Source organism: Streptomyces sp. NPDC037410 (genome assembly GCF_055602235.1).
This window is the reverse complement of sequence record NZ_JBVJWR010000007.1, coordinates 1-22886: the sequence shown is the minus strand read 5'-3', so window position 1 is coordinate 22886 and position 22886 is coordinate 1. Positions and strand designations below refer to the sequence as shown.

Here is a 22886-nt window from a genome sequence, read left to right as displayed (position 1 = left end):
TTCCGAGGAGTCAAGCGCGAGGGTCCGCGAAGGACTGTTCCGTCCGGGACGCCCGGGCTGTGGCGGTGAGTTCCGATTCGCCGCTCTTGGGTGACGGGGCGCTCCGGGCCTCTCACACGTTCGGGGGTGTGCCCTCCAGAGGCCGCCCGAGGACCCCTGGCCGCCGCTGCCAGGGGTGGGGTCCGGCGGGCGGGCGGTAGTCGACGCCGAGGGCGTCCAGGCGGCGGTAGTGGGTGCGCATGCGGCGCTCGAAGCCGGCGTGGTCGCGTGCGTCCGGCGCGGGCAGCGCGGACCAGGCGACCTCGGCGAAGGCGGCGAGGCGCGGGAAGACCTGGTAGTCGACGCGGGAGCGGTTCTCCATGACCTCGGTCCAGACGTTGGCCTGGGTTCCCAGGATGTGGGCGGCGGCCTCCGGCGCGAGGCCGGGCGGGACGGGCTCGAAGCGGTAGACGTCGGCGAGGGTGCGGACGTATCCGATGGGCACGGGCTCGTCGTCGCCCGGTGCCTGACGGTGGTCCAGGTACACGTGCTGTTCGGGGCACATGACGACGTCGTGGCCGGCCTCGGCGGCGGCGATCCCACCCGCGTATCCCCGCCAGGACGACACGGCCGCTCCCTCGGCGAGGCCGCCCTCCAGGATCTCGTCCCAGCCGATGAGGCGGCGGCCCCGGTCGGCGAGCCAGCGGTCGAAGTGGCGGATGAACCAGGACTGCAGTCCGTCCTCGTCGCCCACCCCCAGCTCCTGGATGCGGGCCTGGGCGGCCGGGGACGCCTTCCACTGGTCCTTGGGGCACTCGTCGCCGCCGATGTGGACGAACGGCGAGATCTCTGCCGGGAAGAGGTCGAGGACCTCTTCGAGGACGCCCTCGTAGAAGCGCAGGACGGCCTCGGTGGGGGCGAGGACGTGGGGGTTGACGCCCCAGGTGTCCCAGACGGTGAGGGCCGTGGTGTCGACGACGTCGGTGTTGCCGAGTTCGGGGTAGGCGGCGATGGCGGCCTGCGCGTGGCCGGGGAGGTCGATCTCGGGGACGACGGTGATGTGCCGCCCGGCGGCGTAGGCGACGATCTCGCGGATGTCGTCCTGGGTGTAGTAGCCGCCGTGCGGGGTCTCCGTCCAGAGCGGCGAGGCCCGGTGTCCCCGTTTGGTACGGGCCCGCCAGGCGCCGACCTCGGTGAGCCTGGGGTGCCGCTCGATCTCGATGCGCCAGCCCTGGTCGTCGGTGAGGTGGAGGTGGAGGACGTTGAGCTTGTGGGCGGCGAGCAGGTCGAGGTACCGCAGGACGTCGTCCTTGGGCAGGAAGTGCCGGGAGACGTCGAGAAGGAGGCCGCGCCAGCCGAAGCGGGGCCGGTCCTCGACGGTGACGTGCGGGAGCCGCCAGGCGCGGCCGGGCAGCGGTGCGCGGCGGTACGCGTCGGGGCCGAGGAGCTGACGGAGGGTCTGGGCGCCCCAGAACACTCCGGCGGGCCCGCCGCCCTCGATGACGACGGCCGTGTCACCGACCGTCAGCCGGTAGCCCTCCGGGCCGCGCTCCGCCGCCGCCTCCTCGCTGATCCGCAGGCGTACGGCGGGCGCACCCGAACCGTCGGCGGGTGACGGCTCGGCGTGCGACGGTCCGGCGAGCGGCAGTCCGGTGGCGGCTCCGATCGTGGTCCGCAGCCAGCGGGCGGTGGACTCGGTGCCGGGTCCGGCGTCGAGCGCGGTCCGCTCGTCGAGCGTGAGGTGCCCCGGGGTCCGGTGCTCGACCGAGAGCGGTGCGGGGATGAGATCCGGTTCCAAGGTCCCCCTCCAGATGGCGCGTTGCAGCATGCGCAATGTGCGTTTCGTACTGCACAACACCCGTGAGGTTAGGTGCGCCCCCGGCGGACCCACAAGAGGTCTCGACCCATCGGCCGCACGAGCCCCCGAGAACGCGGAACGGCCCCCGCCGCACGTACCGAAGTACGCACGACGGGGGCCGCCCCCGGCGTCAGGACCCGCTTACTTGTCCTTGCCGCCCTTGTCCTTGTCGCCACCGCCGGCGCCCATGGAGTCGTAGATCTCCTTGCACATCGGACAGACCGGGTACTTCTTGGGGTCGCGCCCCGGCACCCAGACCTTTCCGCACAGCGCCACGACGGGCGTGCCGTCGAGGGCGCTCGCCATGATCTTGTCCTTCTGGACGTAGTGGGCGTAGCGCTCGTGGTCGCCGTCACCGTGGGACACCTGCGGCGTCGGCTCGACGAGGGTTCCCGTACCTGCCCCGCGCTCGGGCTCGAGAGTGCTCATAACCGCCAAGGGTACTGAAAGCCCGGGGCGTCAGTTCAGGGACGGGTCGTCGGGGTACGTGGCGATCATCGCGAGTTCGCCGCGCTGCCGTCGCAGCACCTGCCGCCAGAGCGCCTCGGGGTGCGGCGAGGAGACGTCGCCGGGCTCCGACTCGACCACGTACCAGGCGCCATCGCCGAGCTCGGACTCCAGCTGCCCGGGGCCCCAGCCCGCGTACCCCGCGAAGATCCGCAGCGAGCCGAGGGCCGGTCCGAGCAGCTCGGGCGGGGCCTCCAGGTCGACCAGGCCGATCGCGCCGTACACCCGCCGCCAGCCGAGGGGGCCCTCGTCGCCGGGGATCACGGCGACGCCGAGGGCCGCGTCGAGGGAGACGGGGCCGCCCTGGAAGACGACGCCGGGCTCGCCGGCGAGGGCGGCCCAGGGGGCGAGGATGTCGCCGACGGTCACCGGTGTGGGCCGGTTGAGGACGACGCCGAGGGAGCCCTCGTCGTCGTGGTCGAGCAGCAGGACGACCGCGCGGTCGAAGTTCGGATCCGCCAGCGCGGGGGTGGCCACGAGCAGCCGTCCTGTGAGCGAGGACACCTCGGTCATGCGACACATGATCCCGCATCTTCGGCGTTCGCGGAGGGTTGTCGGACGCGAACGCGGGAAGGCGGAGCCCACCGCAGCTCAGGAGGGACGGGACGGCGGCGGCGGGTCGCCCCGCGCAGACAAGCGGACGGTGACGCTCCGCAAGATCACGGGAACAGAGGGTGTTGTGCCGAATTCATTACATCTGACAGGCCCCCTGAGGCACCAGAAGGGGGTCTCATGGACCCTTACCCTTTTCTCTGGCCACCCGTCGGACCCCACTTTCGGAACGCGAGATACATGACCGGCACAGACGATGTCCTGCTTGTCCACGGCGGAACCCCGCTCGAGGGCGAGATCCGCGTTCGCGGCGCGAAGAACCTCGTGCCCAAGGCGATGGTCGCCGCCCTGCTCGGCAGCGGTCCCAGCCGCCTGCGCAACGTTCCCGACATCCGTGACGTCCGCGTGGTCCGCGGGCTGCTCCAGCTGCACGGAGTGACGGTCCGCCCCGGCGAGGAGCCCGGCGAGCTCGTCCTCGACCCGACGCACGTCGAGTCCGCGAACGTGGCTGACATCGATGCCCACGCCGGCTCGTCGCGCATCCCGATCCTCTTCTGCGGCCCGCTGCTGCACCGCCTGGGCCACGCGTTCATCCCGGGCCTGGGCGGCTGCGACATCGGCGGCCGGCCCATCGACTTCCACTTCGACGTGCTGCGCCAGTTCGGCGCCACCATCGAGAAGCGGGAGGACGGGCAGTACCTGGAGGCCCCGCAGCGTCTTCGCGGTTGCAAGATCCGCCTCCCGTACCCCTCGGTCGGCTCGACCGAGCAGGTGCTGCTCACGGCGGTCCTCGCGGAGGGCGTCACCGAGCTGTCGAACGCGGCCGTGGAGCCCGAGATCGAGGACCTGATCTGCGTCCTGCAGAAGATGGGCGCGATCATCTCCATGGACACCGACCGGACCATCCGGATCACCGGTGTCGACCGCCTCAACGGCTACACCCACCGGGCGCTCCCGGACCGCCTGGAGGCGGCCTCCTGGGCGTCGGCGGCGCTGGCGACCGAGGGCGACATCTACGTGCGCGGCGCCCAGCAGCGCTCGATGATGACCTTCCTCAACACGTACCGGAAGGTCGGCGGCGCCTTCGAGATCGACGACGAGGGCATCCGCTTCTGGCACCCGGGCGGCTCGCTCAACGCGATCCACCTGGAGACGGACGTGCACCCCGGCTTCCAGACGGACTGGCAGCAGCCGCTGGTCGTGGCCCTGACGCAGGCCTCCGGCCTCTCCATCATCCACGAGACGGTGTACGAGTCCCGGCTCGGCTTCACGTCCGCGCTGAACCAGATGGGTGCGCACATCCAGCTGTACCGCGAGTGCCTCGGCGGCTCCGACTGCCGCTTCGGCCAGCGGAACTTCCTGCACTCCGCGGTCGTGTCGGGCCCGACGAAGCTCCAGGGCGCCGACCTGGTCATCCCCGACCTGCGCGGCGGCTTCTCGTACCTGATCGCGGCGCTCGCGGCCCAGGGCACGTCCCGGGTCCACGGCATCGACCTGATCAACCGCGGCTACGAGAACTTCATGGAGAAGCTCGTCGAGCTGGGCGCGAAGGTCGAGCTCCCCGGCAGCGCGCTGGTCTGACCGGGCGTCCGCGCGCGCCCGTGCGGCGCGCGGGGCTCCGTGAGGCGTCACCCCGGCCCGAAAGGGCCCGTACGGGCGCAAACGGAAGGGCGGCCACCCCCTGACAGGGTGGCCGCCCTTTCGTCGCCTCTAGGCAGCCTTACTTGCCCTTGGCGGCTTCCTTGAGCTTCGAGCCCGCGGAGACCTTCACGCTGTAGCCGGCCGGGATGTCGATCGGGTCGCCGGTCTGCGGGTTACGAGCGGTGCGAGCGGCACGGTGGGTGCGCTCGAAGGTCAGGAAGCCGGGGATGGTGACCTTCTCGTCGCCCTTGGCGACGACCTCACCGACGGTCTCGGCGAGAGCGGCCAGCACGGCGTCGGCGTCCTTGCGGGTCACCTCGGCGCGGTCGGCCAGAGCGGCCACCAGCTCACTGCGGTTCATGTTGTTACTCCCGTGTTCTTCTTGCCTGTGAGGCGTGCCACGCGGCGGAAGCCGCGTGATTGGGTACAGCGAAGCCGATGCTGCCAGGGCCCTCGGACAGTCCCCGGACCCGGGTCACATGACAGACCCTCGCGCCCAAACACGCATCCTGCCCCCACCAGCGGCGGGAACGCCAATCCGGCACCCCCTCGGGTCACACGAAAAGCGCCAGAGCCCCGTGGTGGTGACGTTCGGTCGACACCGCGGAGACAGCGCGGAGCCGAAAAGCCACCCTAAAGGCGGGTTTACGGCTCCGCGAATCGCGACGCGCCGTCAGCGCCGGGCGGCGAAGCCCCGCGGCGCCGGTGGGCGACGTACCGTCAGCGGCCGTTCGGCGCCGCGCCCGCGCCCGCGGCCTTCGCCGCGTTCCGGACGGCTCCGGCGACCGCGCCGGCGACCTTGTCGTTGAAGACCGACGGGATGATGTAGTTCGGGTTCAGCTCGTCCTCGGTGACCACGTCGGCCAGGGCGGAGGCCGCCGCGAGCATCATCTCGGTGTTGACCGTACGGGACTGGGCGTCGAGCAGACCGCGGAACACGCCCGGGAAGACCAGCACGTTGTTGATCTGGTTCGGGAAGTCCGAGCGGCCGGTGGCGACGACGGCGGCCGTCTGCCGGGCGGCGGCCGGGTCGACCTCCGGGTCGGGGTTCGCGAGCGCGAACACGATGGCCCCCTCGGCCATGGCGGCCACGTCGTCCGCGCCGAGCAGGTTCGGGGCCGAGACGCCGATGAACACGTCCGCGCCGACCACGGCCTGCCTGAGGGTGCCGGTCACGCCCTCGGGGTTGGTGTTGTCGGCGATCCAGCGCAGCGGGGTGCCGGGCGCGGCGTCCACGAGGTCCTCGCGGCCCGCGTGCACGACACCGTGGATGTCGGCGACGACCGCGTGCTTCACGCCCGCCGCGATCAGCAGCTTGAGGATGGCCGTACCGGCGGCGCCCGCACCGGACATGACGACCCGTACGTCGCCGATGCCCTTGCCGACCACGCGCAGCGCGTTGGTGAGGGCGGCGAGGACGACGATGGCGGTGCCGTGCTGGTCGTCGTGGAAGACGGGGATGTCGAGGGCCTCGCGCAGCCGGGCCTCGATCTCGAAGCAGCGGGGCGCGGAGATGTCCTCCAGGTTGATGCCCGCGAAGCCGGGGGCGATGGCCTTGACGATCGCGACGATCTCGTCGGTGTCCTGGGTGTCGAGGCAGATCGGCCAGGCGTCGATGTCGGCGAAGCGCTTGAACAGGGCCGCCTTGCCCTCCATGACCGGCATCGCGGCCATCGGGCCGATGTTGCCCAGGCCGAGGACGGCGGAGCCGTCGGTGACGACCGCGACGGTGTTGCGCTTGATGGTGAGGCGGCGGGCGTCCTCGGGGTTCTCGGCGATCGCCATGCACACGCGGGCGACGCCCGGGGTGTAGATCATCGAGAGGTCGTCACGGTTGCGGATGGGGTGCTTCGACGCCATCTCGATCTTGCCGCCGAGGTGCATGAGGAACGTACGGTCGGAGACCTTGCCGAGCACGACGCCCTCGATGGTGCGCAGCTGCTCGACGATCTCGTCGGCGTGCGCGGTCGACGTGGCCGCGATGGTGACGTCGATGCGGAGCTTCTCGTGGCCGGAGGCGGTCACGTCGAGGCCGGTGACGGATCCGCCATGGGACTCCACCGCCGTGGTGAGCTGGGAGACCGCGGTCCCGCTCGCGGGAACCTCCAGCCGGACCGTCATCGAGTACGAGACGCTGGGCGCCGTTGCCATGGCCGAGTTCCTCTGCTTTCCCTGAGCTTCGTTGCTACGCCGCCCCGGCTGGTTGCCTGGCGGCGCCCTCCGATGGTCGCACCTACCTGCCGGTAGCAGGTAATACGGTCATTTTGTTTTCGGAAAGTAGTTTCCACCATACGAGAAGTCACAGGGAAACAGAAGAGGCCCCCGTCACCCGGAGGTGACAGGGGCCTCGACTTCGTACGTACGTCTAAGTGGCACCGACCCGCCATGCTCGCCTCGCGGCAAGTGGTCCCTCTGAGGGACGAAGGTTGGGCCCGGGGGCTTGGATCGAGCCGGTGCCACGACAAGGCTAACAAACCACCCTGGTTGGTGATTCCAGCGCCACAGGTTGACCTGAAATCGACACCTCGCCCCGCGGCGGACTCAGTCCCGCAGCAGGTCCGGGACCCCGGCCTCGTCCGGCATGTCCCGGTCGCCCGAGAGCACCGTGAGGGCCTGCGTGGACCGGGTCAGGGCCACGTAGAGCACCCGCAGGCCGGCCGGGGACTCGTCCGCGATCTCCGCGGGCGAGACGACCACCGTCGCGTCGTACTCCAGTCCCTTCGCCTCCAGGGAGCCGAGCGCCACGACCCGGTCGCCGAGCCCGGCGAGCCAGCCGGCGGCCTCCGCGCGCCGGTTCATCGCGACGACGACACCGACCGTCCCGTCCACCTCCCCGAGCAGCCGCTCGGCCTCCAAACGTACGGTTTCGGCCAGATCGGCCTTCGTGGGGACCGTGACGAAGCGGGGCTCGACGCCCGTCGAGCGGACCGCGCGCGGGGACTCCTTGCCCGGCATGGCGAGCGCGAGGACCTTCGCGGCGAGCTCGGCGATCTCCGCCGGGTTCCGGTAGTTCACGGTGAGCTCGAAGCGGCGCCGCGGCCGGGTGCCGAGGGCCTCGTCGCGGGACGCCGCGGCCTCGTCCGGGTCCGACCAGGAGGACTGCGCCGGGTCGCCGACGACCGTCCAGGTGGCGTGCCGGCCGCGCCGCCCGACCATCCGCCACTGCATGGGCGTCAGGTCCTGGGCCTCGTCGACGATCACGTGCGCGTACTCGGTGCGCTCCGCCGCGAGCCGCTCGGCCCGCTCCCGCTGGGTCTCCTCGCGTACGGGCATCAGCTCCTCAAGCCCCGTGAGCTGGTCCAGCGGGTCGTACTCCCGCTTCTTGCGGGGCCGGGCCGGGGCGCCGAGCAGGGTGTTCAGCTCGTCCAGGAGGGCGACGTCGTGGACGGAGAGCTCCCGGCGGCGCAGCGAGCGCGCGAGTCGGCGCACCTCGCCGGGGTTGAGGATCCGGCGGGCCCAGCGGCCGAGCCGCCGCTCGTCGGCCATCGCGTCGAGGACCTGGCGGGGGCTGAGTTCCGGCCACCACGCGTCGAGGAACCCGAGGAAGGAGTCCTCGGTCGACACGTCCTCGTCGAAGGAGGAGCGCAGCTCGGCGGCGAGCTCGGGGTCGCTGTGCCGGCCGGCGGCGCCGGACTTCGCGTACAGCGCGTCGAGGAGGAGCCGACGGGCCCGCGGGCGCAGCAGGTTGACGGGGGCGGTGCCGCCGAGGACGTTGTGCCGGATGCGGCGCAGCTCGTCGGCTTCGAGTTCGAGGCGGCGCCCGAAGGCGACGACGCGCAGGAGCTGCGGGGCGTCCGGGCCGTCCAGGGCGCCGCGAGCGGCCTTCCGCAGCACGTGGAGCATGCGGGAGGAGCCCTTGACGCGGGCGACGGCGGGCTCGTCGTACGCGGTGGCTTCGGCCCCGTCGACCAGCGAACCGACCGCGCGGATGGCCACCTGCCCCTCCTCGCCGAGCGAAGGAAGCACGCCCTCGGTGTACGAGACGAGGAGCGGCGTCGGCGAGACGATGAGGATGCCGCCCGCGTACCGCCGCCGGTCCTGGTAGAGCAGGTAGGCGGCCCGGTGCAGGGCGACCGCCGTCTTTCCGGTGCCCGGCCCGCCCTCGACGTACGTCACGGAGGCGGCGGGGGCGCGGATGACGAGGTCCTGCTCGGCCTGGATGGAGGACACGATGTCCCGCATGGTGTGGCTGCGGGCCTGGCCGAGGGCGGCCATCAGGGCCCCGTCGCCGATCACCGGCAGCTCGCGCCCGTCCAGGGTGGCCCGCAGCTCGGGGCGCATGAGGTCGTCCTCGACACCGAGGACCTGGCGGCCCTTGGAGCGGATGACCCGGCGGCGCACGACACGGCCCGGGTCGACGGGGGTGGACCGGTAGAACGGCGCGGCGGCGGGCGCGCGCCAGTCGATGACGAGCGGCGCGTAGTCGGAGTCGAGGACGCCGATCCGCCCGATGTGGAGGGTCTCGCCGATCTCGGCGGTGTTGTCGGGCCGTACGGCGTCCTCGGCGGGCTCGACGGAGGTGTAGGCGCCGTCGGGGCCCTTCTTCCCGTCCTTGCCGTACAGCAGGTCGATCCGGCCGAAGAGGAAGTCCTCGAACTCGTTGTTGAGCCGGTTGAGGTGGATGCCGGCCCGGAAGACCTGGGCGTCGCGCTCGGCGAGGGCGCCGGGCGTGCCGACCTGTCCCCGCTGGGCGGCGTCGTTCATCAGGAACTCGGCCTCGTGGATCTTCTCCTCGAGGCGGCGGTAGACCTGATCCAGATGTTCCTGCTCGACACCGATCTCACGGTCTCCGACCGTGTCCACGGCTTCCTGCGCGGCCACCTAAGGCCCCCTTCTCACGTGCACTGGGCAGCCGTCGAGCGTACGCCACAGGGGGGCCTGATGTCAGGCGCGGGGCTCCTGCCGTGGGCTATCCGTCGTACTTCTCCTCCGCCGCCGGGTCCAGCGCCAGCCGGTAGCCGCGCTTCACCACCGTCTGGATCAGCTTCGGCGTGCCGAGGGCGGTGCGCAGACGGGCCATCGCCGTCTCCACGGCGTGTTCGTCGCGCCCCGCGCCCGGCAGCGCCCGCAGGAGGTCCGCGCGGGAGACGACCCAGCCGGGGCGGTGGGCGAGGAGGCCGAGGAGGGCCATGCCGGCGGGCGGCACGGGCCGGAGGCCGCCGTCGACGAGGACGGCGTGCCCGCGGACCTCGACGCGGTGCCCTGCGACCGGCAGGACCCGGGAGCGGGCGGGGAGCTCCTTGCAGAGGAGCTGGACGAGCGGTCCGAGCCGGAAGCGCTCCGGCTGGTACGTGTCGATGCCCTCGGCCTGGAGCGGCAGCGCCGTCACGGGCCCCACGCACACCGCGAGCACGTCGTGCCGGAGCGCGGCGAGGAGTTCCTCCCGTACCCCTCGCTGCCCGGCGCGGGAGAACAGCGAGGCGGCGGCCGGCGCGCTGGTGAAGGTGACCGCGTCGAGGCCGCGCGCGAGGGTCGCGTCGATGAGCCGGTCGAGCGGCCCGAGGTCCTCGGGCGGCATCCAGCGGTAGACGGGGACGCCGACGACCTCGGCGCCGCCCGCGGTGAGCGCCTCGACGAAGCCGGGCAGCGGCTCCCCGTGCAGCTGGAGCGCGATGCGCCGGCCGGTGACGCCCTCCGCGAGGAGCCGGTCGAGGACCTCGGCCATGGACTCGGAGGAGGGCGACCAGGACTCGGTGAGCCCGGCGGCCCGCACCGCCCCCTTCACCTTGGGCCCGCGGGCGAGGAGCTCGACGTCCCGCAGGACGGCGAGGAGCTCCTCCCCGCACCCCCAGCCCTCGGCGGCCTCGACCCAGCCCCGGAAGCCGATCGCCGTGGTGGCGACGACGACGTCCGGGGCGTGGCCGATGAGCTCCTTGGTGGCGGCGAGGAGTTCGGTGTCGTCGGCGAGGGGCACGATCCGCAGGGCCGGTCCGTGGACGACGGCCGCACCGCGCCGCCGCAGCAGCGCGATCAGCTCGTCGGCGCGCCGTGCCGCGGTGACGCCGATCGTGAAGCCGGCGAGGGGGCCGTGTTCTTGCTCGTCCATGGGGCCTGAGCCTGACGGGGGTGCGTGTCGGTCGGGGTTCGCCCGTATTTCCTCGTCGTTACGGTACGCGCCGGGCACCGGGGATCACACCCGCGCGTAGCCGGACCGGGCCTCGGGCTCCGTGACCGCCTCGGGGGTCGCGGGGACGGCGCCGGGTGCCCGAAGGTATACCGCCCAGGTGACGGCCATGCAGGCGGCGTAGAAGGCGAGGAAGGCGACGAAGGCGGCGGTGCCGGTGCCGGCGGTCTGGAAGGACTGGCGGAAGGCGAGGTTGATACCGAGGCCGCCGAGCGCGCCGACGGCGCCGATGAGGCCCATGGAGGCCCCGGAGAGCCGCCGCCCGTAGGCCTCGGCGGGCTCGCCCGCGAGGCCCTTGCGGTGCCCCTGGGCGAGGAAGATCGCCGGGATCATCTTGTACGTGGAGCCGTTGCCGAGGCCGCTGAGGACGAAGAGGCCGATGAAGCCGACGAGGAAGACGGCGAGGGACTCGACGACGGAGGCGTAGATGACGACGCCGGTCGCGGCGGCCATCGCGGCGAAGGTCCACAGGGTGATCCGGGCGCCGCCGTGCCGGTCGGCGAGGGAGCCGCCGACGGGCCGGATGAGCGAGCCGAGCAGCGGGCCGATGAAGGTGAGCGAGGCGGCCTGGAGCGGGGTGCGGCCGAACTGGGTCTGGAGGACGAGTCCGAAGGCGAAGCTGTAGCCGATGAAGGAGCCGAAGGTGCCGACGTACAGGAACGCCATGATCCAGGTGTGGCGGGCGGTCACGGCCTCCTTGACGGCTCCGGTGTCGTTCTTCACGGGGGCGAGGTTGTCCATGAAGAGCGCGGAGCAGACGGCGGCGGCGACGATCAGCGGCAGGTAGACGCCGAGCACGATCCTCGGGTGCATCGCCCCGGCGGTGCCGATGACGAGGAGGCCGACGAGCTGGACGACGGGGACGCCGATGTTGCCGCCGCCCGCGTTGAGGCCGAGCGCCCAGCCCTTCTTCCGCAGCGGGAAGAAGGCGTTGATGTTGGTCATCGAGGAGGCGAAGTTGCCGCCTCCGACGCCGGTGAGCGCCGCGACGAGGACGAAGGTGGAGAACGAGGTGCCGGGGTGCATCACCGCGAACGCGAGGCCGGTGGGCAGCAGGAGCAGCAGGGCGCTGAAGATCGTCCAGTTGCGGCCGCCGAAGCGGGCGACGGCGAAGGTGTACGGGATGCGGATCAGCGCGCCGACGAAGGTGGCGGTGCCGATGAGGAAGAACTTCCCGGCGGGGTCGACCCCGTACCGGGGGCCCATGAAGAGGACCATGACCGACCACAGGCTCCAGACGGAGAAGCCGATGTGCTCGGAGACGACGGAGAAGAGCAGGTTCCGGCGGGCGATCCGCTCCCCCGTCTCGCGCCAGAAGGTCTCGTCCTCCGGTTCCCAGCGTTCGATCCAGCGGCCACTCATCTCGCACCTCCACGGAGTCGGATCCCTGATGCGACCGACGCTAGGAAGGGCGCGTTTCAGGCCGGTGCCGTGAGGTGACGGTGACGGAACCTTGCTCTCACCCGGCGTGCGAACCCTCTGTGAGCGCCCCCGTGGTGAGCGCCCCCGCTCTACGTGGGCTCTACCCCGGCAGCCCCGGCTCCCCCTCCGGCAGCCAGGCGCCGGGCGGCCGGACGAGCCAGCCCTCGCGGGCGCCGAGCTCCGCGGCCGCCCGGCGCAGGGCGTCCAGGCCGGGGTGGCGGAGTCCCCTGCGCCAGACGAGGCTCACCGGCGAGAGGGGCACGGGGTCGACGAGCGGCCGGATGACGCGGTCCGGCATGGGCGGGAAGTCGACGACGGCGAGGATCGGGTTGCGGTGCTTGGCCATGAGCCGCCGGAACTCCTCGTGGCCGATCGCCAGCGGCGCGGGCGGGGCGATCCCGATGCCGCGCCCGGCGAAGAGCCGGGCGGCGAGGTCGGTCCACTCGGGGGTGCGGTCGTTCCCGGCCCCGGCGTAGATCCGCTCCCCGGCGAGCCGGGAGAGCGGGACCTCGGGCAGGCCGGCGAGCGGGTGGTCCTCGGGGAGCACCACGGCCATCGGCTCGTACCGCACGAACTGGGAGTCGAGCCGCGCCCTGAGCCGGGCGTCGAGTCCTCCGTACCGGCCGAAGGAGGTGTCGAGCCGGCCGGCGAGGATGGACTGGGCGGCGCCGGTGAGTCCGCTCTCGTAGCGGGCCATCAGCTCCTGCTCCGGGGCGAGTTCGCGGGCCCGGAGCAGGATGCGCTCCTGGACGAGGTCGGGGCTGTTGAGGTCGACGAGGAGCGGCCGGGGCGCACCGCGGAAGGCTTCGGTCAGCTCGTCGTGGGCGGCCAACACCCGGCGGGCGTACGGGAGGAGGCGCTCGCCGTCGGGGGTGAGGGCGACCTGCCGGGTGGTCCGCACGAACAGCTCGGTGCCCAACTCCCGCTCCAGGCGCCGGATGTCGCGGCTGAGGGCCTGCTGGGCGAGGTAGAGGCGGGCGGCGGCGCGGGTGAAGTGGAGCTCCTCGGCGACGGCGGTGAAGGCGCGCAGCAGACGGGGGTCGACGTCGTACGAGGAGGTGGCCATCGCCGCATCTAACAACACAGGCGCGTGAATGGCCACCGAGAAGGTGTTGGACCGGCAGGGCCATGCCGACAGACCCTTGATCCATGCCGCAACCGGACCTCACCCTCACCCCGGCGGGCCCGGCCCTCGCCCCCCGCTACCGCGAAACGCCCCGCGCCGAAACGCCCCGCTACCGCCACGCGTCCCACGACCGCGACACCCCCCGCGCGCTCTCCCGTAACCCCTACCTCCGCCTCTTCTCCCACCCCGGCACCCGCGCCTTCACCGCCGGGAACCTGATCGCCCGGATGCCCATGGGCATGTTCGGCGTCAGCGCCGTGATCATGATCGCGGCGGGGTACGGCTCCTACGCCCTGGCCGGCGCGGTCACCGCCACCGGCCTCGCCGTCGGCTCCGTCACCGGCCCGCTCATCGCCCGGCTCGTCGACCGGTACGGCCAGGCCAGGATCGCGGTCCCGGCCACCGCCTACGCGGTCCTGGGCCATCTGGTCCTGCTGCTCTGCGTCCATGAGAAGGCCCCCGCCTGGGCGCTCTTCCTCACCACCGCCGTCACCGCCACCAGCCCGAACACGGGCGGCATGTCCCGGGCCCGCTGGGCCCACCTCTTCCGCGACGACCCGGACGCGCTGCACACCGCCAACGCCTTCGAGCAGGCCGTCGACGAACTCTGCTACATGCTCGGCCCGGTGCTCGCCGCCGTCCTGTGCTCGGCGCTCTTCCCCGAGGCCGGCACGCTCACCGCGGCCGTCCTCTTCCTCTCCGGCGTCCTGATCTTCTCCGCCCAGCGCCCCACGGAGCCCCCGGTCGCGCCGCGCACGACGGCGGGCTCCCCGCTGCGGGCCCCGGGCATGGCGCCACTGCTCGCGGTCTTCCTCGCCACGGGCGCGGTCTTCGGCTCGATGGAGGTCGTGACCCTGGCGTACGTGGACGGGCCGGTCGCGGGACCGGTCCTCGCCCTCCAGGCCACCGGCTCCTGCGCGGCGGGCCTCCTCTACGGCCACGCCCGCCGCACCGCCCGCCTGCGCACCTGCCTCGCCGCCATGACCGTCCTGATGGCGATGCCGCTGCTCGGCGCCTCGACCGGCTCCCTGCTCGCCCTGGCCGCCGGGCTCCTCCTCGCGGGGATGGCGACGGCCCCGACGATGGTGACGGGCATGGGCCTGATCCAGCGCCTCGCCCCGGCGGCCCAGCTCAACGAGGGCATGGCGCTCGCCGTGACCGCGCTCCTGGCGGGCATCGCGACCGGCTCGGCCACCGGCGGCTGGGCCGCCGACCACGCGCCCTTCGCCGCCTTCGGCTTCCTGATCCCGGTGACGGCGGCGGCACTGGCCCTGACCCTGTGCACGGCGACCGGGGTGGGCCACCGTACACAGGCCCAGTCGTCCTAGCTCTGCCGCAGCGGCGCCATCGGAACGGACACCCCGTACGCGGTGGCACCGGCCCCGGCACCGCCCGCGCAACCGTTCGGCTCCTGCGTCCCGAGCCCGCGGGTGGACGGCTTCTCGGCGGCCCAGAACATGTAGCCGAGCAGTCCGGGGGTGGTCCCGGCCCCGTTCGGCGCCGCGTTCCGCACCCAGTCGCCGGTCGCCTTCTGCAGCGAGTTCGCGAAGTCGACGCACTCGGGCAGCGGACTGCGGCCGTACGCGAGGTAGAGCCCGGCGGTGAGCTTGGCGGGGGCGAGCGGGGCGACCGGCGGCGAGAACTGCGGCTTGCCGTCGAGGTGTTCCTGCCAGTTCGCGACGTGGGAGCTCGCCGAGGTAGGCCGGGCGGGCACCATGGCGTTGGCGTAGTCGAGCACGGGGCTGTCGGTGCGCAGCCAGTCGGCGGTGGCCTTGCGGTTGATGTCGATGAGCCAGCGGTCGCCGGCGGCGGTGTCGATGGTGAGCCGCGCGGCCGGGTCCGTGCCGCCGGCGTCGTACGGATGCACGGACCGGTAGGCGTCGATGAAGGCCTGGAGCCCGGTGAGGTTCGGGGCGGTGTTCTGCTCGTAGTCGATCTCGATGCCGACGCCGAGGTCGGCGGCGACGGCGGCGGCGTTCAGCCCCAGCCGGCCGGCGTCTTCGGCGAGGGCCGCGTCCCACGCGTCGGTGTACGTGATCCCGCCGAGGGAGAGCATGACGCGGATGCCGCGCGAGGTGAAGTACTGGACGATCTCGCGGCTCATGCCGACGGGGACGCCGTTCGCGGTGGCCGCGTCGGTGGTGCGGTGCAGCAGCTTGAGCGGGTCGACGAAGCTGAGGACGACCAGGTTGACCGAGGGGCGCCCGTCGCCGCGGTCGATCAGCCAGTGGTTCCTGGCATCGAACTCGGCGACGTCACGGACGGTGGACCAGGTGCAGTAGTCGTCCCCGCAGTGCCAGGCGCCGTAGACCTGCGGGGCCGCGGGCGCGGCGGCTCCGGCGGGCAGGGCGGCGGGGACGAGGAGGGCGAGCAGCATGAGCAGGACCGCGAGGGGTCTGTGACGCATACGTACCTCCGGGGGTGCCGTGGCGTGGGGGGCGGCGCCCGCAGAGTGCCAGGTCCAGACCAAGCCCGCAAGAGGTCGGCACATGGGATGAGTGGAGGTGACACCGCCCGAAGGCTTCCCGCGTTCGACGGCTAGGCCGCGACGCGGAGGGCCAGCCCGGCCCTGTGCAGGACGTTCAGTGCGCCCACACGGTCGGCGTTCTCCACCAGGCCGCACTTGACGCACTCGAACTTCGCTTGGGTGACGCGGTTCTCCCCGCTCACGTACCCGCATCCGCCGATCGCGGTCGGGCACGTGCGGGAGGTGTCGCGGGCGTTCACCGGGATCACGCAGCGGGCGGCACTTTCAGCCTTCTGCGCCAGGATCGCGAGGAACTACCCCCAACCCGCGTCGAGGATGCTTCGGTTGAGCCCGGCCTTCGCGGCGGCACCGTTCGGAAGGAAGCCGCCGGCGCGTCCGGGGTCGGGCTTGGGCGCCGGGGCTTTCGTCATCCCGGCCGTGTTCAGGATCTCGTGCCCGATCACGTCGTACTCCCGCACGAGCGTCAGAGCGGTCTTGTGGTGGTGATCCAGGCGCTGACGCCGGATCTTCGCATGCAGCCCGGCCACCTTTCGGGCTGCGGCCCGGTGCTTCTTCGTCCGGCGCCGCGTGCGCTCGGGGAAGGTGGAGAGGTGCCGCTGCGCGGCCGCCAGTTCGTCCGACAGCACGGCGCGGAACTCGGGGTTCGGCTCGTGCACCCCGCTGGAGTCGGTGAAGAAGTGCGTGGTGCCCATTTCGATGCCGACGATCAGCCCGGTGGCGGGCAGGGGCTCAGCAGGCACCTCGTCGCACGCCAGGACGACGTACCAGCGGCGGCCTTCCCGTTTCACGCTGATCGTCTTCACTCGGCCGCGCACAGGCCGGTGCTCGTGCACCCGGACATGCCCGACACCTTGCAGACGCACTCGGGTCCGCATGTCGGAGGGCGTGGAGTCCCAACGGCAGCCGTCCCCGTCCTTCGGGAACGTGACGGTGTCGAAGTGGCCCATGCCCTTGAACCGGGGATAACCGGGCGCCTTCCCAGCCTCCTGAGCGTCGCCTGCTGCGACGAGAACGACCAGCGGCCCTGAGACTCCGGGTCGAAGGCCCGGATCTCCTTGAGCTGCGCGGCCTGGTCGCCGTATTTGATGGCTTTCGACGCATGCCGGTAAGCGTGGCGGCGCTCCTGGAGTGCCCCGTTGTGGAGGGAACAGTGATCAGCGAGCATCTCGACGAGCGCCCGTTCCTGGCGGACCGTTGGGCGGAGGAGGAACTTGTACGCACGCTTGATGTCACCGTAAGTACGACAAACGGCGCCCTCCGTGTGGAAGGCGCCGTTTGTCGATGGGATGACCTTGCGGTCCCGCTCGTGCGAGCGGCATCGCAATGGTGGAGATGGCGGGAATCGAACCCGCGTCCAACGGTGCAGAATCAGGGCTTCTCCGTGTGCAGTCTGGTACGAGTTTCTCAGCCCTCCGGATCACCCAGACAAGTCCGGAACGGGCTCAGCCACTGTTTGATTTCCCTCCAACCCCCGTGACCGGGGCTAGAGGTTTAGATCCCTGAATGACGCCAGGATCCGGGTCGGGACCACCCCCGGGCTGACGCTCCTCACAGAGGCTTCTGTTCGTTACCTAAAATTAGGCAGCGAGGGCGAAGCGGGAGTTATCGCTCTTGGTGTTGGCGATTATTGGTTGCGACATATGGTTTACGAGATCATTGCCGCTTCCTCGACACGCTTCCCACTGCTTCGACATCCGCTGTCGAAACCGATCATCCCCATGTTGATTTTTCAAAAGGCGCACCCTCGGTGGGGTGCAGGTCCCATCGTACGTGACCGACGGGTCCGGTTGCCAGCGTATTAACGGCCGGCGGCGCGAGGCGCTACGCGCTCTGCGCCGCCCGCTGCTTCCGGCGCGCCGCCGCGACCGCACGGTTCGTCTCGCGCGTGTCCTGCTTCTCCCGCAGGGTCTGGCGCTTGTCGTACTCCTTCTTGCCCTTGGCCAGCGCGATCTCGCACTTCACCCGGCCGTTCAGGAAGTACAGGGCGAGGGGCACGATCGTGTGACCCGTCTCCTGCGACTTCGACTCCAGCTTGTCGATCTCGGCCCGGTGGAGCAGCAGCTTCCGCTTCCGCTTCGCGTGGTGGTTGGTCCAGCTGCCCTGCATGTACTCGGGCACATGGATGTTGTGCAGCCACGCCTCGTGGCCGTCGATCTGGACGAAGCCGTCGACCAGCGAGGCCCGGCCCATGCGCAGCGACTTCACCTCGGTGCCCATGAGCACCACACCGCACTCGTAGGTGTCGATGATGTGGTAGTCGTGCCGCGCCTTCTTGTTCTGCGCGATGAGCTTGCGCTCAGGCGCCTTGTCCGATGCCTTCTTCGCAGGCTTGCCCTGCACGTTCACGAGTCCCTTTGCCATAGTGCGGCCATTTTCGCACTACGAGCCCCCTCCGAGGCCACTCAATACCGTTCTCGCCCGCGCCTCGGCCCCGTCCTCCGCCGCCAGGTCCGGCGTGATGCCGCGGCCGTCGACGGCGTGCCCGGCGGGGGTGCGGTAGTGGCCGACGGTCAGCTCGGCGACGGAGCCGTCGGGCAGCTCGCTCGGCATCTGGACCGAGCCCTTGCCGAAGGTCCGCGAGCCGACCGTGACGGCCCGGCCGCGGTCCTGGAGCGCGCCGGTGAGCAGCTCGGCCGCGCTCATGGTGCCGCCGTCGATCAGTGCGACCAGAGGCCTTCCGGTATCGCCGCCGCCCTCCGCGTACACGGCCCGCTGCTCGCCCTCCACGTCGTACGTGGCGACGAGCCCGCCGTCGAGGAAGGCGGAGGCGGCGACGGCGGCCTCCGCGACCAGGCCGCCCGAGTTGCCCCGCAGGTCCAGGAGGACTCCGGCGCCGGCCGGGGCGGCCCGTACCGCGTCACGCACGCGCGTGCCGACGCCCTTGGTGAAGGCGGCGACCCGGATCAGTACGGCCCCGTCGTCGAGACGGCGGACGGTGACCGGGTCCGTCGCGAGCCGGGCCCTGCGCAGGGGCTGCGTCCAGACGGCCCGGCCGCGCTCGACGCCCAGGACGACGGCCGAGCCCGGAACGCCTTCACCGCGCAGCAGCGAGACCACCTCGGAGACGGAGAGCCCGTCGACCGGCCGCCCGTCCACGGAGACGAGCCGGTCGCCGACCCGCAGCCCGGCCTTGCCGGCGGGCCCGCCGGCCTGCACCCGCGTCACCCGCACCCCGCTCGCGCCGAGGCGCCCCGCGGACAGGCCGACCCCGGTGTACGCACCGCCGAGGGCCTGCTCGAACTCGGCGTACTCCTTCTTGTCGTACACCGCGCCCCACCGGTCGCCGCTGCGGCTGACGAACTCCTCGGCGGCCTTCTTCCCCGACTTCCCGTCGGCCATGGCCGCGGCGGCGGCCTGCGCGAGAGCGGCACTGTCGACGGTCGCCCCACCCGCAGCACGGGCCGACGCCTGCCGCCCCTCCCCCACGGGCTCCTGCCGGGGCAGCGACCCGGTGACGGCGGCGGCGGCGAGCACCCCGGTGAACACCAACGTCAGAACGGCCCCACGGACGACTCCGCGGGGCCGGATACAGAGATCGCCACCGCCGGCCGGCATGGCGCCCACTCTAGGACAAGACAATGGCGCCGCACGGGCTTTGCCCGTACGACGCCATCCGCTGTCAGAGGTGTCTTGTCACACCTTCAGGTACTTGCGCAGCGCGATGAAGGCGGCCACGGCCGGCATGAGGAGGCCGATGGCGATCACCAGGGGGAGCTTCGCGAGGACCGCGTCCCAGCCGATGAAGTTGACCAGCTGCATCTTGTCGGCGAGCGCGATGCCGTGGTCGATCAGGAAGTACCGGCCGACGAGCAGCAGCACACAGGCGACGCCGCCGCCGAGGAGACCGGCGAAGGCGGCCTCCATGATGAACGGCATCTGGATGTAGAAACTGGACGCGCCGACGAGCCGCATGATGCCCGTCTCGCGGCGCCGGCTGAAGGCCGAGACGCGGACCGTGTTGACGATCAGCATCAGCGCGATGATCAGCATCAGGCCCATGACGCCGAGCGCGGCGATGTTCATGCCGTTCATCAGGTCGAAGAGGTTCTGCAGGATGTTCCGCTGGTCCTGGACCGACTCGACACCGTCCCGGCCGGCGAAGGCCGTGGCGACGACCTTGTACTTCTCCGGGTCCTTCAGCTTGACCCGGAACGACTCCTGCATCTGGTCCGGCGTCACCACGGAGGCGATGGCGGTGTCGCCGTACTGCTCCTTGTAGTGCTTGAACGCCTCGTCGGCCGACTCGTGCAGGACGGACTCGACGATGTCCATCTTCTTCAGATCGGCCTCGATCTGCTGCTTCTGCTGGCCGGTGACGGCGCCCTTGGCGCACTTGGCCGCCGTGGCCGCGTCCGCCTTGTTGCAAAGGAAGATGGAGACGTTGACCTTGTCGTACCAGTAGTCCTTCATCGTGCTGACCTGCTCGCGCATGAGCAGGGCACCGCCGAAGAGGGCGAGGGACAGGGCGACGGAGACGATCACGGCGAAGGTCATCGTCAGGTTGCGGCGGAGACCGACGCCGATCTCCGAGAGCACGAACTGGGCGCGCATGGTGTTCTGGATCCCCCGCCGTCAGTGCTGGTAGCCGTAGACGCCGCGCGCCTGGTCACGGACGAGGCGGCCCTTTTCGAGCTCGATGACGCGCTTGCGCATCTGGTCGACGATGTTCTGGTCGTGGGTCGCCATGACGACGGTGGTCCCTGTCCTGTTGATCCGGTCGAGCAGCTTCATGATGCCGACGGAGGTCTGCGGGTCGAGGTTGCCGGTGGGCTCGTCGGCGATCAGCAGCATCGGCCGGTTGACGAAGGCCCGGGCGATGGCGACGCGCTGCTGCTCACCGCCGGAGAGCTCGCCCGGCATCCGGTCCTCCTTGCCGCCGAGTCCGACCAGGTCGAGCACCTGCGGCACGGCCTTGCGGATCTCTCCGCGCGGCTTGCCGATGACCTCCTGGGCGAAGGCCACGTTCTCGGCGACGGTCTTGTTCGGCAGCAGGCGGAAGTCCTGGAAGACCGTGCCCAGCTGGCGCCGCATCTGCGGCACCTTCCAGTTGGAGAGCCTGGCCAGGTCCTTGCCGAGGACGTGCACCTGGCCCTGGCTGGCACGCTCCTCACGCAGGAGCAGTCGCAGGAAAGTCGACTTTCCGGAGCCGGAGGAACCGACGAGGAAGACGAACTCCCCCTTCTCGATCTCCAGGGAGACGTCCCGGAGGGCGGGGCGACTCTGCTTCGGATAGGACTTGGAGACGTTGTCGAATCGGATCACGGATGCACCACGGTCGGCCGGGAGTAGGTGTGCGTGACCTTACGCGACCGGGCACGGCCCGCGCAGTCGCGGTCCTGGCTTGCGTGCTTTATCCTTTTCGCCCTTCGGGACGGAAGCCGGGCGAACCGGTGGGGCGCGCCGAAACGCCGCGGAGCTGGCACAGTGGTAGGGGGAACGTCCGGATCCCACCGGACGTTGTCCTGGTGTGTACCCCAGTGCGGGAGGAGGAGAGCGCATGACCTACGACCGACTGGTGTGCGCCAACTGCGCGGCCCCGGTCGCCGAGGGCCGCTGCCCCGTCTGCCGCGCGAACCGGGAGCGTCTGACCCCTCAGGGGCTGTCCCCCGCGATGCTGCTGGCGCTGGCGGTCGCGCTGCTCGCGGCGATCGCCCTGCTCGCCGCGATCCAGGCGGCCTGACGGAGGGCGCGAGCGGCGCCCACGAGCCGGAACCATGACGAAGGGCCGGGGAGCTGACTCCCCGGCCCTTCGTCCTGCGTCACGCGCCTCAGACGGCGGTGCGACCGCCGCCCACGAGACGCGGCAGCATACGGAAGCCGATGCCGCCGGCGATCATGGTCGCGGCGCCGATGATCAGGAACGAGGTCTCGGCCGCACCGGTCTCGGCGAGCTCCTCCTTCGCGTCACCCTGCTGCACCGGCTGCGAGCCGCCCTGGTTCGGGTCGGTGTTGTTCGGGGTGTCCACGCACTCGGCGCCGTCGAGGTCGACGGTGCAGGTGCCAGCGTCACCGGTGGAGCCGCTGGTGCCGTTCCCGGTGGTGCCGGTGGTCGACGTCGAGGAGGACGAGGACTGGTCGCCCGAGGTCGACGTGGACGACGAGGACGACTGGTCACCCGAGGTCGACGACGAGGACGACTGGTCGCCCGACGTCGAAGAGGACGAGGACTGGTCACCCGAGGTCGACGACGAGGACGACTGGTCACCCGACGTCGAAGAGGACGAGGACTGGTCACCCGACGTGGACGACGAGGACGACTGGTCACCCGAGGTCGACGACGAGGAGGACTGGTCACCCGACGTGGACGACGACTGGTCACCCGACGTCGAGGACGACTGGTCACCCGACGTCGAGGAGGACTGGTCGCCCGACGTGGACGACGACTGGTCACCCGACGTCGAGGACGACTGGTCACCCGAGGTCGACGTCGAGGACGACTGGTCGCCCGACGTCGAGGAGGACTGGTCACCCGACGTGGACGACGACTGGTCGCCCGAGGTCGAGGAGGACTGGTCACCCGAGGTCGACGTGGAAGGGCCGCCCGCGGCAGCCGCGCCGCCGGCGGTTCCGCCGCCGATCCCGCCGGTGACGTCCTCGTCCAGCTTCACCTGGATGCCGAGGCCCGCGTCCTGGGTCGACTCTGTTCCGAACCCGCCGACGGCCTGCGCGGCACCGGCCGCCGTCAGGGACGCACCGGCGATGATCACGGCACTGGCCGCGACCCGCACCAGGCGGACTCGCGTCTTGTTGGTCATCTGGCTGCTACCCCCAGTAGCTCATCTCGTCATGGGGCAGCGCTCGTGGCCTCGCGCGGCAAGGGCGGCGGAATCACTGGACCGGCCCCCGTTCACACGCGTCCCAGAAAAGCGCATGCCAGTACGCCACCCTTCCGAGTTTCCGATGAAGCGTCAAGGTCGTTGCGCGTGCGATGCCCGAAAGATCACCAGGTGACCGAGATGCGACGATGCAACTGTGACGTAAACCCGGAACTCCGGGCCCGGCAGCGGCAGTTCCCTTGTCGACAAAGCGCCCCGACGACCCCGCTTCCGCTTGCGTCAGCGAATCCACGGACGGCTACGGAACGGGACCGGGGGGGGGGGGGGGGGGGGGGGGGGGGGGGAGGGGGGGGGGGGGGGGGGGGGGGGTGTGTTCCTCCTTTTTCTTCTTGCGCCCCCCCCCCCCAACACCT

General features: G+C 71.4%; 19 protein-coding genes, 1 other RNA gene and 1 pseudogene. 4 read left to right on the top strand and 17 right to left on the bottom strand.

The genetic code is table 11. From position 1 onward, the window contains the following. Window positions 1-112: 112 nt before the first annotated feature. The 3 genes from ACZ7HT_RS13365 to ACZ7HT_RS13355 all read right to left on the bottom strand — a co-directional run bounded on the left by ACZ7HT_RS13365 (window position 113) and on the right by ACZ7HT_RS13355 (window position 2857). Window positions 113-1807, bottom strand: coding sequence for a beta-N-acetylhexosaminidase (locus ACZ7HT_RS13365; RefSeq protein WP_471164112.1), 1695 nt, complete (start codon window positions 1805-1807; stop codon window positions 113-115). A 171-nt stretch (window positions 1808-1978) separates the two neighbouring features. Continuing rightward, window positions 1979-2266 carry a DUF3039 domain-containing protein gene (locus ACZ7HT_RS13360; protein WP_015033918.1) on the bottom strand — a complete coding sequence of 96 codons (288 nt, stop codon included), beginning with the start codon at window positions 2264-2266 and terminating at the stop codon, window positions 1979-1981. A gap of 30 nt (window positions 2267-2296) precedes the next feature. Continuing rightward, window positions 2297-2857, bottom strand: a complete 561-nt coding sequence (locus tag ACZ7HT_RS13355; protein ID WP_376584623.1) for a YqgE/AlgH family protein — start codon at window positions 2855-2857, stop codon at window positions 2297-2299. 279 nt (window positions 2858-3136) lie between these two features. On the opposite strand from ACZ7HT_RS13355, the gene murA reads away from it, so the two are divergent. After that, on the top strand, window positions 3137-4477 hold the full coding sequence (murA, locus tag ACZ7HT_RS13350) for a UDP-N-acetylglucosamine 1-carboxyvinyltransferase (RefSeq protein WP_471164109.1): 1341 nt from the start codon (window positions 3137-3139) through the stop codon (window positions 4475-4477). A 139-nt stretch (window positions 4478-4616) separates the two neighbouring features. On the opposite strand, the gene ACZ7HT_RS13345 is transcribed toward murA, so the two are convergent. The 6 genes from ACZ7HT_RS13345 to ACZ7HT_RS13320 all read right to left on the bottom strand — a co-directional run bounded on the left by ACZ7HT_RS13345 (window position 4617) and on the right by ACZ7HT_RS13320 (window position 13149). After that, window positions 4617-4898: an HU family DNA-binding protein gene (locus tag ACZ7HT_RS13345; protein WP_015033921.1), complete on the bottom strand. Its 282-nt coding sequence runs from the start codon at window positions 4896-4898 to the stop codon at window positions 4617-4619. A 359-nt stretch (window positions 4899-5257) separates the two neighbouring features. Next, window positions 5258-6688, bottom strand: a complete 1431-nt coding sequence (locus ACZ7HT_RS13340) for an NAD-dependent malic enzyme (RefSeq protein WP_471164107.1) — start codon at window positions 6686-6688, stop codon at window positions 5258-5260. Window positions 6689-7078: 390 nt separating this feature from the next. After that, window positions 7079-9358, bottom strand: coding sequence for a HelD family protein (locus ACZ7HT_RS13335; RefSeq protein WP_471164104.1), 2280 nt, complete (start codon window positions 9356-9358; stop codon window positions 7079-7081). A gap of 88 nt (window positions 9359-9446) precedes the next feature. Continuing rightward, on the bottom strand, window positions 9447-10583 hold the full coding sequence (locus tag ACZ7HT_RS13330) for a uroporphyrinogen-III synthase (RefSeq protein WP_471164102.1): 1137 nt from the start codon (window positions 10581-10583) through the stop codon (window positions 9447-9449). Between the two features lie 84 nt (window positions 10584-10667). After that, window positions 10668-12023 carry a nitrate/nitrite transporter gene (locus tag ACZ7HT_RS13325; RefSeq protein WP_471164099.1) on the bottom strand — a complete coding sequence of 452 codons (1356 nt, stop codon included), beginning with the start codon at window positions 12021-12023 and terminating at the stop codon, window positions 10668-10670. A 160-nt stretch (window positions 12024-12183) separates the two neighbouring features. Beyond that, complete coding sequence (locus ACZ7HT_RS13320; protein WP_471164096.1) at window positions 12184-13149, bottom strand: LysR family transcriptional regulator; 966 nt, start codon at window positions 13147-13149, stop codon at window positions 12184-12186. Between the two features lie 83 nt (window positions 13150-13232). Between ACZ7HT_RS13320 and ACZ7HT_RS13315 the strand changes: the two genes are divergently transcribed. Next, a complete protein-coding gene (locus tag ACZ7HT_RS13315; protein WP_471164094.1) occupies window positions 13233-14537 on the top strand; it encodes an MFS transporter in 1305 nt (434 codons plus the stop codon). Here the strand turns inward: ACZ7HT_RS13315 and ACZ7HT_RS13310 are convergent. The 7 genes and pseudogenes from ACZ7HT_RS13310 to ftsE all read right to left on the bottom strand — a co-directional run bounded on the left by ACZ7HT_RS13310 (window position 14534) and on the right by ftsE (window position 20959). Beyond that, entirely contained in the window at window positions 14534-15616 is a 1083-nt protein-coding gene (locus ACZ7HT_RS13310) for a glycoside hydrolase family 18 protein (protein WP_471164091.1), read from the bottom strand. The genes ACZ7HT_RS13315 and ACZ7HT_RS13310 overlap by 4 nt on opposite strands. A 131-nt stretch (window positions 15617-15747) precedes the next feature. Then, window positions 15748-16925, bottom strand: a pseudogene (locus tag ACZ7HT_RS13305) (RNA-guided endonuclease InsQ/TnpB family protein). 96 nt (window positions 16926-17021) lie between these two features. Then, window positions 17022-17415, bottom strand: a transfer-messenger RNA (tmRNA) gene (gene ssrA / locus ACZ7HT_RS13300). Between the two features lie 103 nt (window positions 17416-17518). After that, complete coding sequence (gene smpB / locus ACZ7HT_RS13295; protein ID WP_471164088.1) at window positions 17519-18058, bottom strand: SsrA-binding protein SmpB; 540 nt, start codon at window positions 18056-18058, stop codon at window positions 17519-17521. A gap of 18 nt (window positions 18059-18076) precedes the next feature. After that, window positions 18077-19252, bottom strand: coding sequence for a S41 family peptidase (locus tag ACZ7HT_RS13290; protein WP_471164086.1), 1176 nt, complete (start codon window positions 19250-19252; stop codon window positions 18077-18079). Between the two features lie 78 nt (window positions 19253-19330). Continuing rightward, window positions 19331-20248, bottom strand: coding sequence for a permease-like cell division protein FtsX (gene ftsX / locus ACZ7HT_RS13285; RefSeq protein WP_471164083.1), 918 nt, complete (start codon window positions 20246-20248; stop codon window positions 19331-19333). Window positions 20249-20269: 21 nt separating this feature from the next. Then, window positions 20270-20959, bottom strand: a complete 690-nt coding sequence (gene ftsE, locus ACZ7HT_RS13280) for a cell division ATP-binding protein FtsE (protein WP_030692056.1) — start codon at window positions 20957-20959, stop codon at window positions 20270-20272. Between the two features lie 235 nt (window positions 20960-21194). Between ftsE and ACZ7HT_RS13275 the strand changes: the two genes are divergently transcribed. Next, window positions 21195-21377: a hypothetical protein gene (locus ACZ7HT_RS13275; protein ID WP_471164081.1), complete on the top strand. Its 183-nt coding sequence runs from the start codon at window positions 21195-21197 to the stop codon at window positions 21375-21377. Between the two features lie 88 nt (window positions 21378-21465). Here ACZ7HT_RS13275 and ACZ7HT_RS13270 read toward each other — a convergent pair whose 3' ends face one another. Next, window positions 21466-21663, bottom strand: coding sequence for an LPXTG cell wall anchor domain-containing protein (locus tag ACZ7HT_RS13270; protein ID WP_116160716.1), 198 nt, complete (start codon window positions 21661-21663; stop codon window positions 21466-21468). 31 nt (window positions 21664-21694) lie between these two features. On the opposite strand from ACZ7HT_RS13270, the gene ACZ7HT_RS13265 reads away from it, so the two are divergent. Beyond that, on the top strand, window positions 21695-22648 hold the full coding sequence (locus ACZ7HT_RS13265; protein WP_471164078.1) for a hypothetical protein: 954 nt from the start codon (window positions 21695-21697) through the stop codon (window positions 22646-22648). Window positions 22649-22886 lie beyond the last annotated feature (238 nt).

Coding starts and splice junctions, on each gene's coding strand:
- ACZ7HT_RS13325 (WP_471164099.1), bottom strand. CDS start 12,023: ATGAGTGGCCGCTGGATCGAACGCTGGGAACCGGAGGACGAGACCTTC.
- ACZ7HT_RS13330 (WP_471164102.1), bottom strand. CDS start 10,583: ATGGACGAGCAAGAACACGGCCCCCTCGCCGGCTTCACGATCGGCGTC.
- ACZ7HT_RS13315 (WP_471164094.1), top strand. CDS start 13,233: ATGCCGCAACCGGACCTCACCCTCACCCCGGCGGGCCCGGCCCTCGCC.
- ACZ7HT_RS13310 (WP_471164091.1), bottom strand. CDS start 15,616: ATGCGTCACAGACCCCTCGCGGTCCTGCTCATGCTGCTCGCCCTCCTC.
- ACZ7HT_RS13340 (WP_471164107.1), bottom strand. CDS start 6,688: ATGGCAACGGCGCCCAGCGTCTCGTACTCGATGACGGTCCGGCTGGAG.
- smpB (WP_471164088.1), bottom strand. CDS start 18,058: ATGGCAAAGGGACTCGTGAACGTGCAGGGCAAGCCTGCGAAGAAGGCA.
- ACZ7HT_RS13355 (WP_376584623.1), bottom strand. CDS start 2,857: ATGACCGAGGTGTCCTCGCTCACAGGACGGCTGCTCGTGGCCACCCCC.
- murA (WP_471164109.1), top strand. CDS start 3,137: ATGACCGGCACAGACGATGTCCTGCTTGTCCACGGCGGAACCCCGCTC.
- ACZ7HT_RS13345 (WP_015033921.1), bottom strand. CDS start 4,898: ATGAACCGCAGTGAGCTGGTGGCCGCTCTGGCCGACCGCGCCGAGGTG.
- ACZ7HT_RS13320 (WP_471164096.1), bottom strand. CDS start 13,149: ATGGCCACCTCCTCGTACGACGTCGACCCCCGTCTGCTGCGCGCCTTC.
- ACZ7HT_RS13275 (WP_471164081.1), top strand. CDS start 21,195: ATGACCTACGACCGACTGGTGTGCGCCAACTGCGCGGCCCCGGTCGCC.
- ACZ7HT_RS13365 (WP_471164112.1), bottom strand. CDS start 1,807: ATGCTGCAACGCGCCATCTGGAGGGGGACCTTGGAACCGGATCTCATC.
- ACZ7HT_RS13290 (WP_471164086.1), bottom strand. CDS start 19,252: ATGCCGGCCGGCGGTGGCGATCTCTGTATCCGGCCCCGCGGAGTCGTC.
- ftsX (WP_471164083.1), bottom strand. CDS start 20,248: ATGCGCGCCCAGTTCGTGCTCTCGGAGATCGGCGTCGGTCTCCGCCGC.
- ACZ7HT_RS13360 (WP_015033918.1), bottom strand. CDS start 2,266: ATGAGCACTCTCGAGCCCGAGCGCGGGGCAGGTACGGGAACCCTCGTC.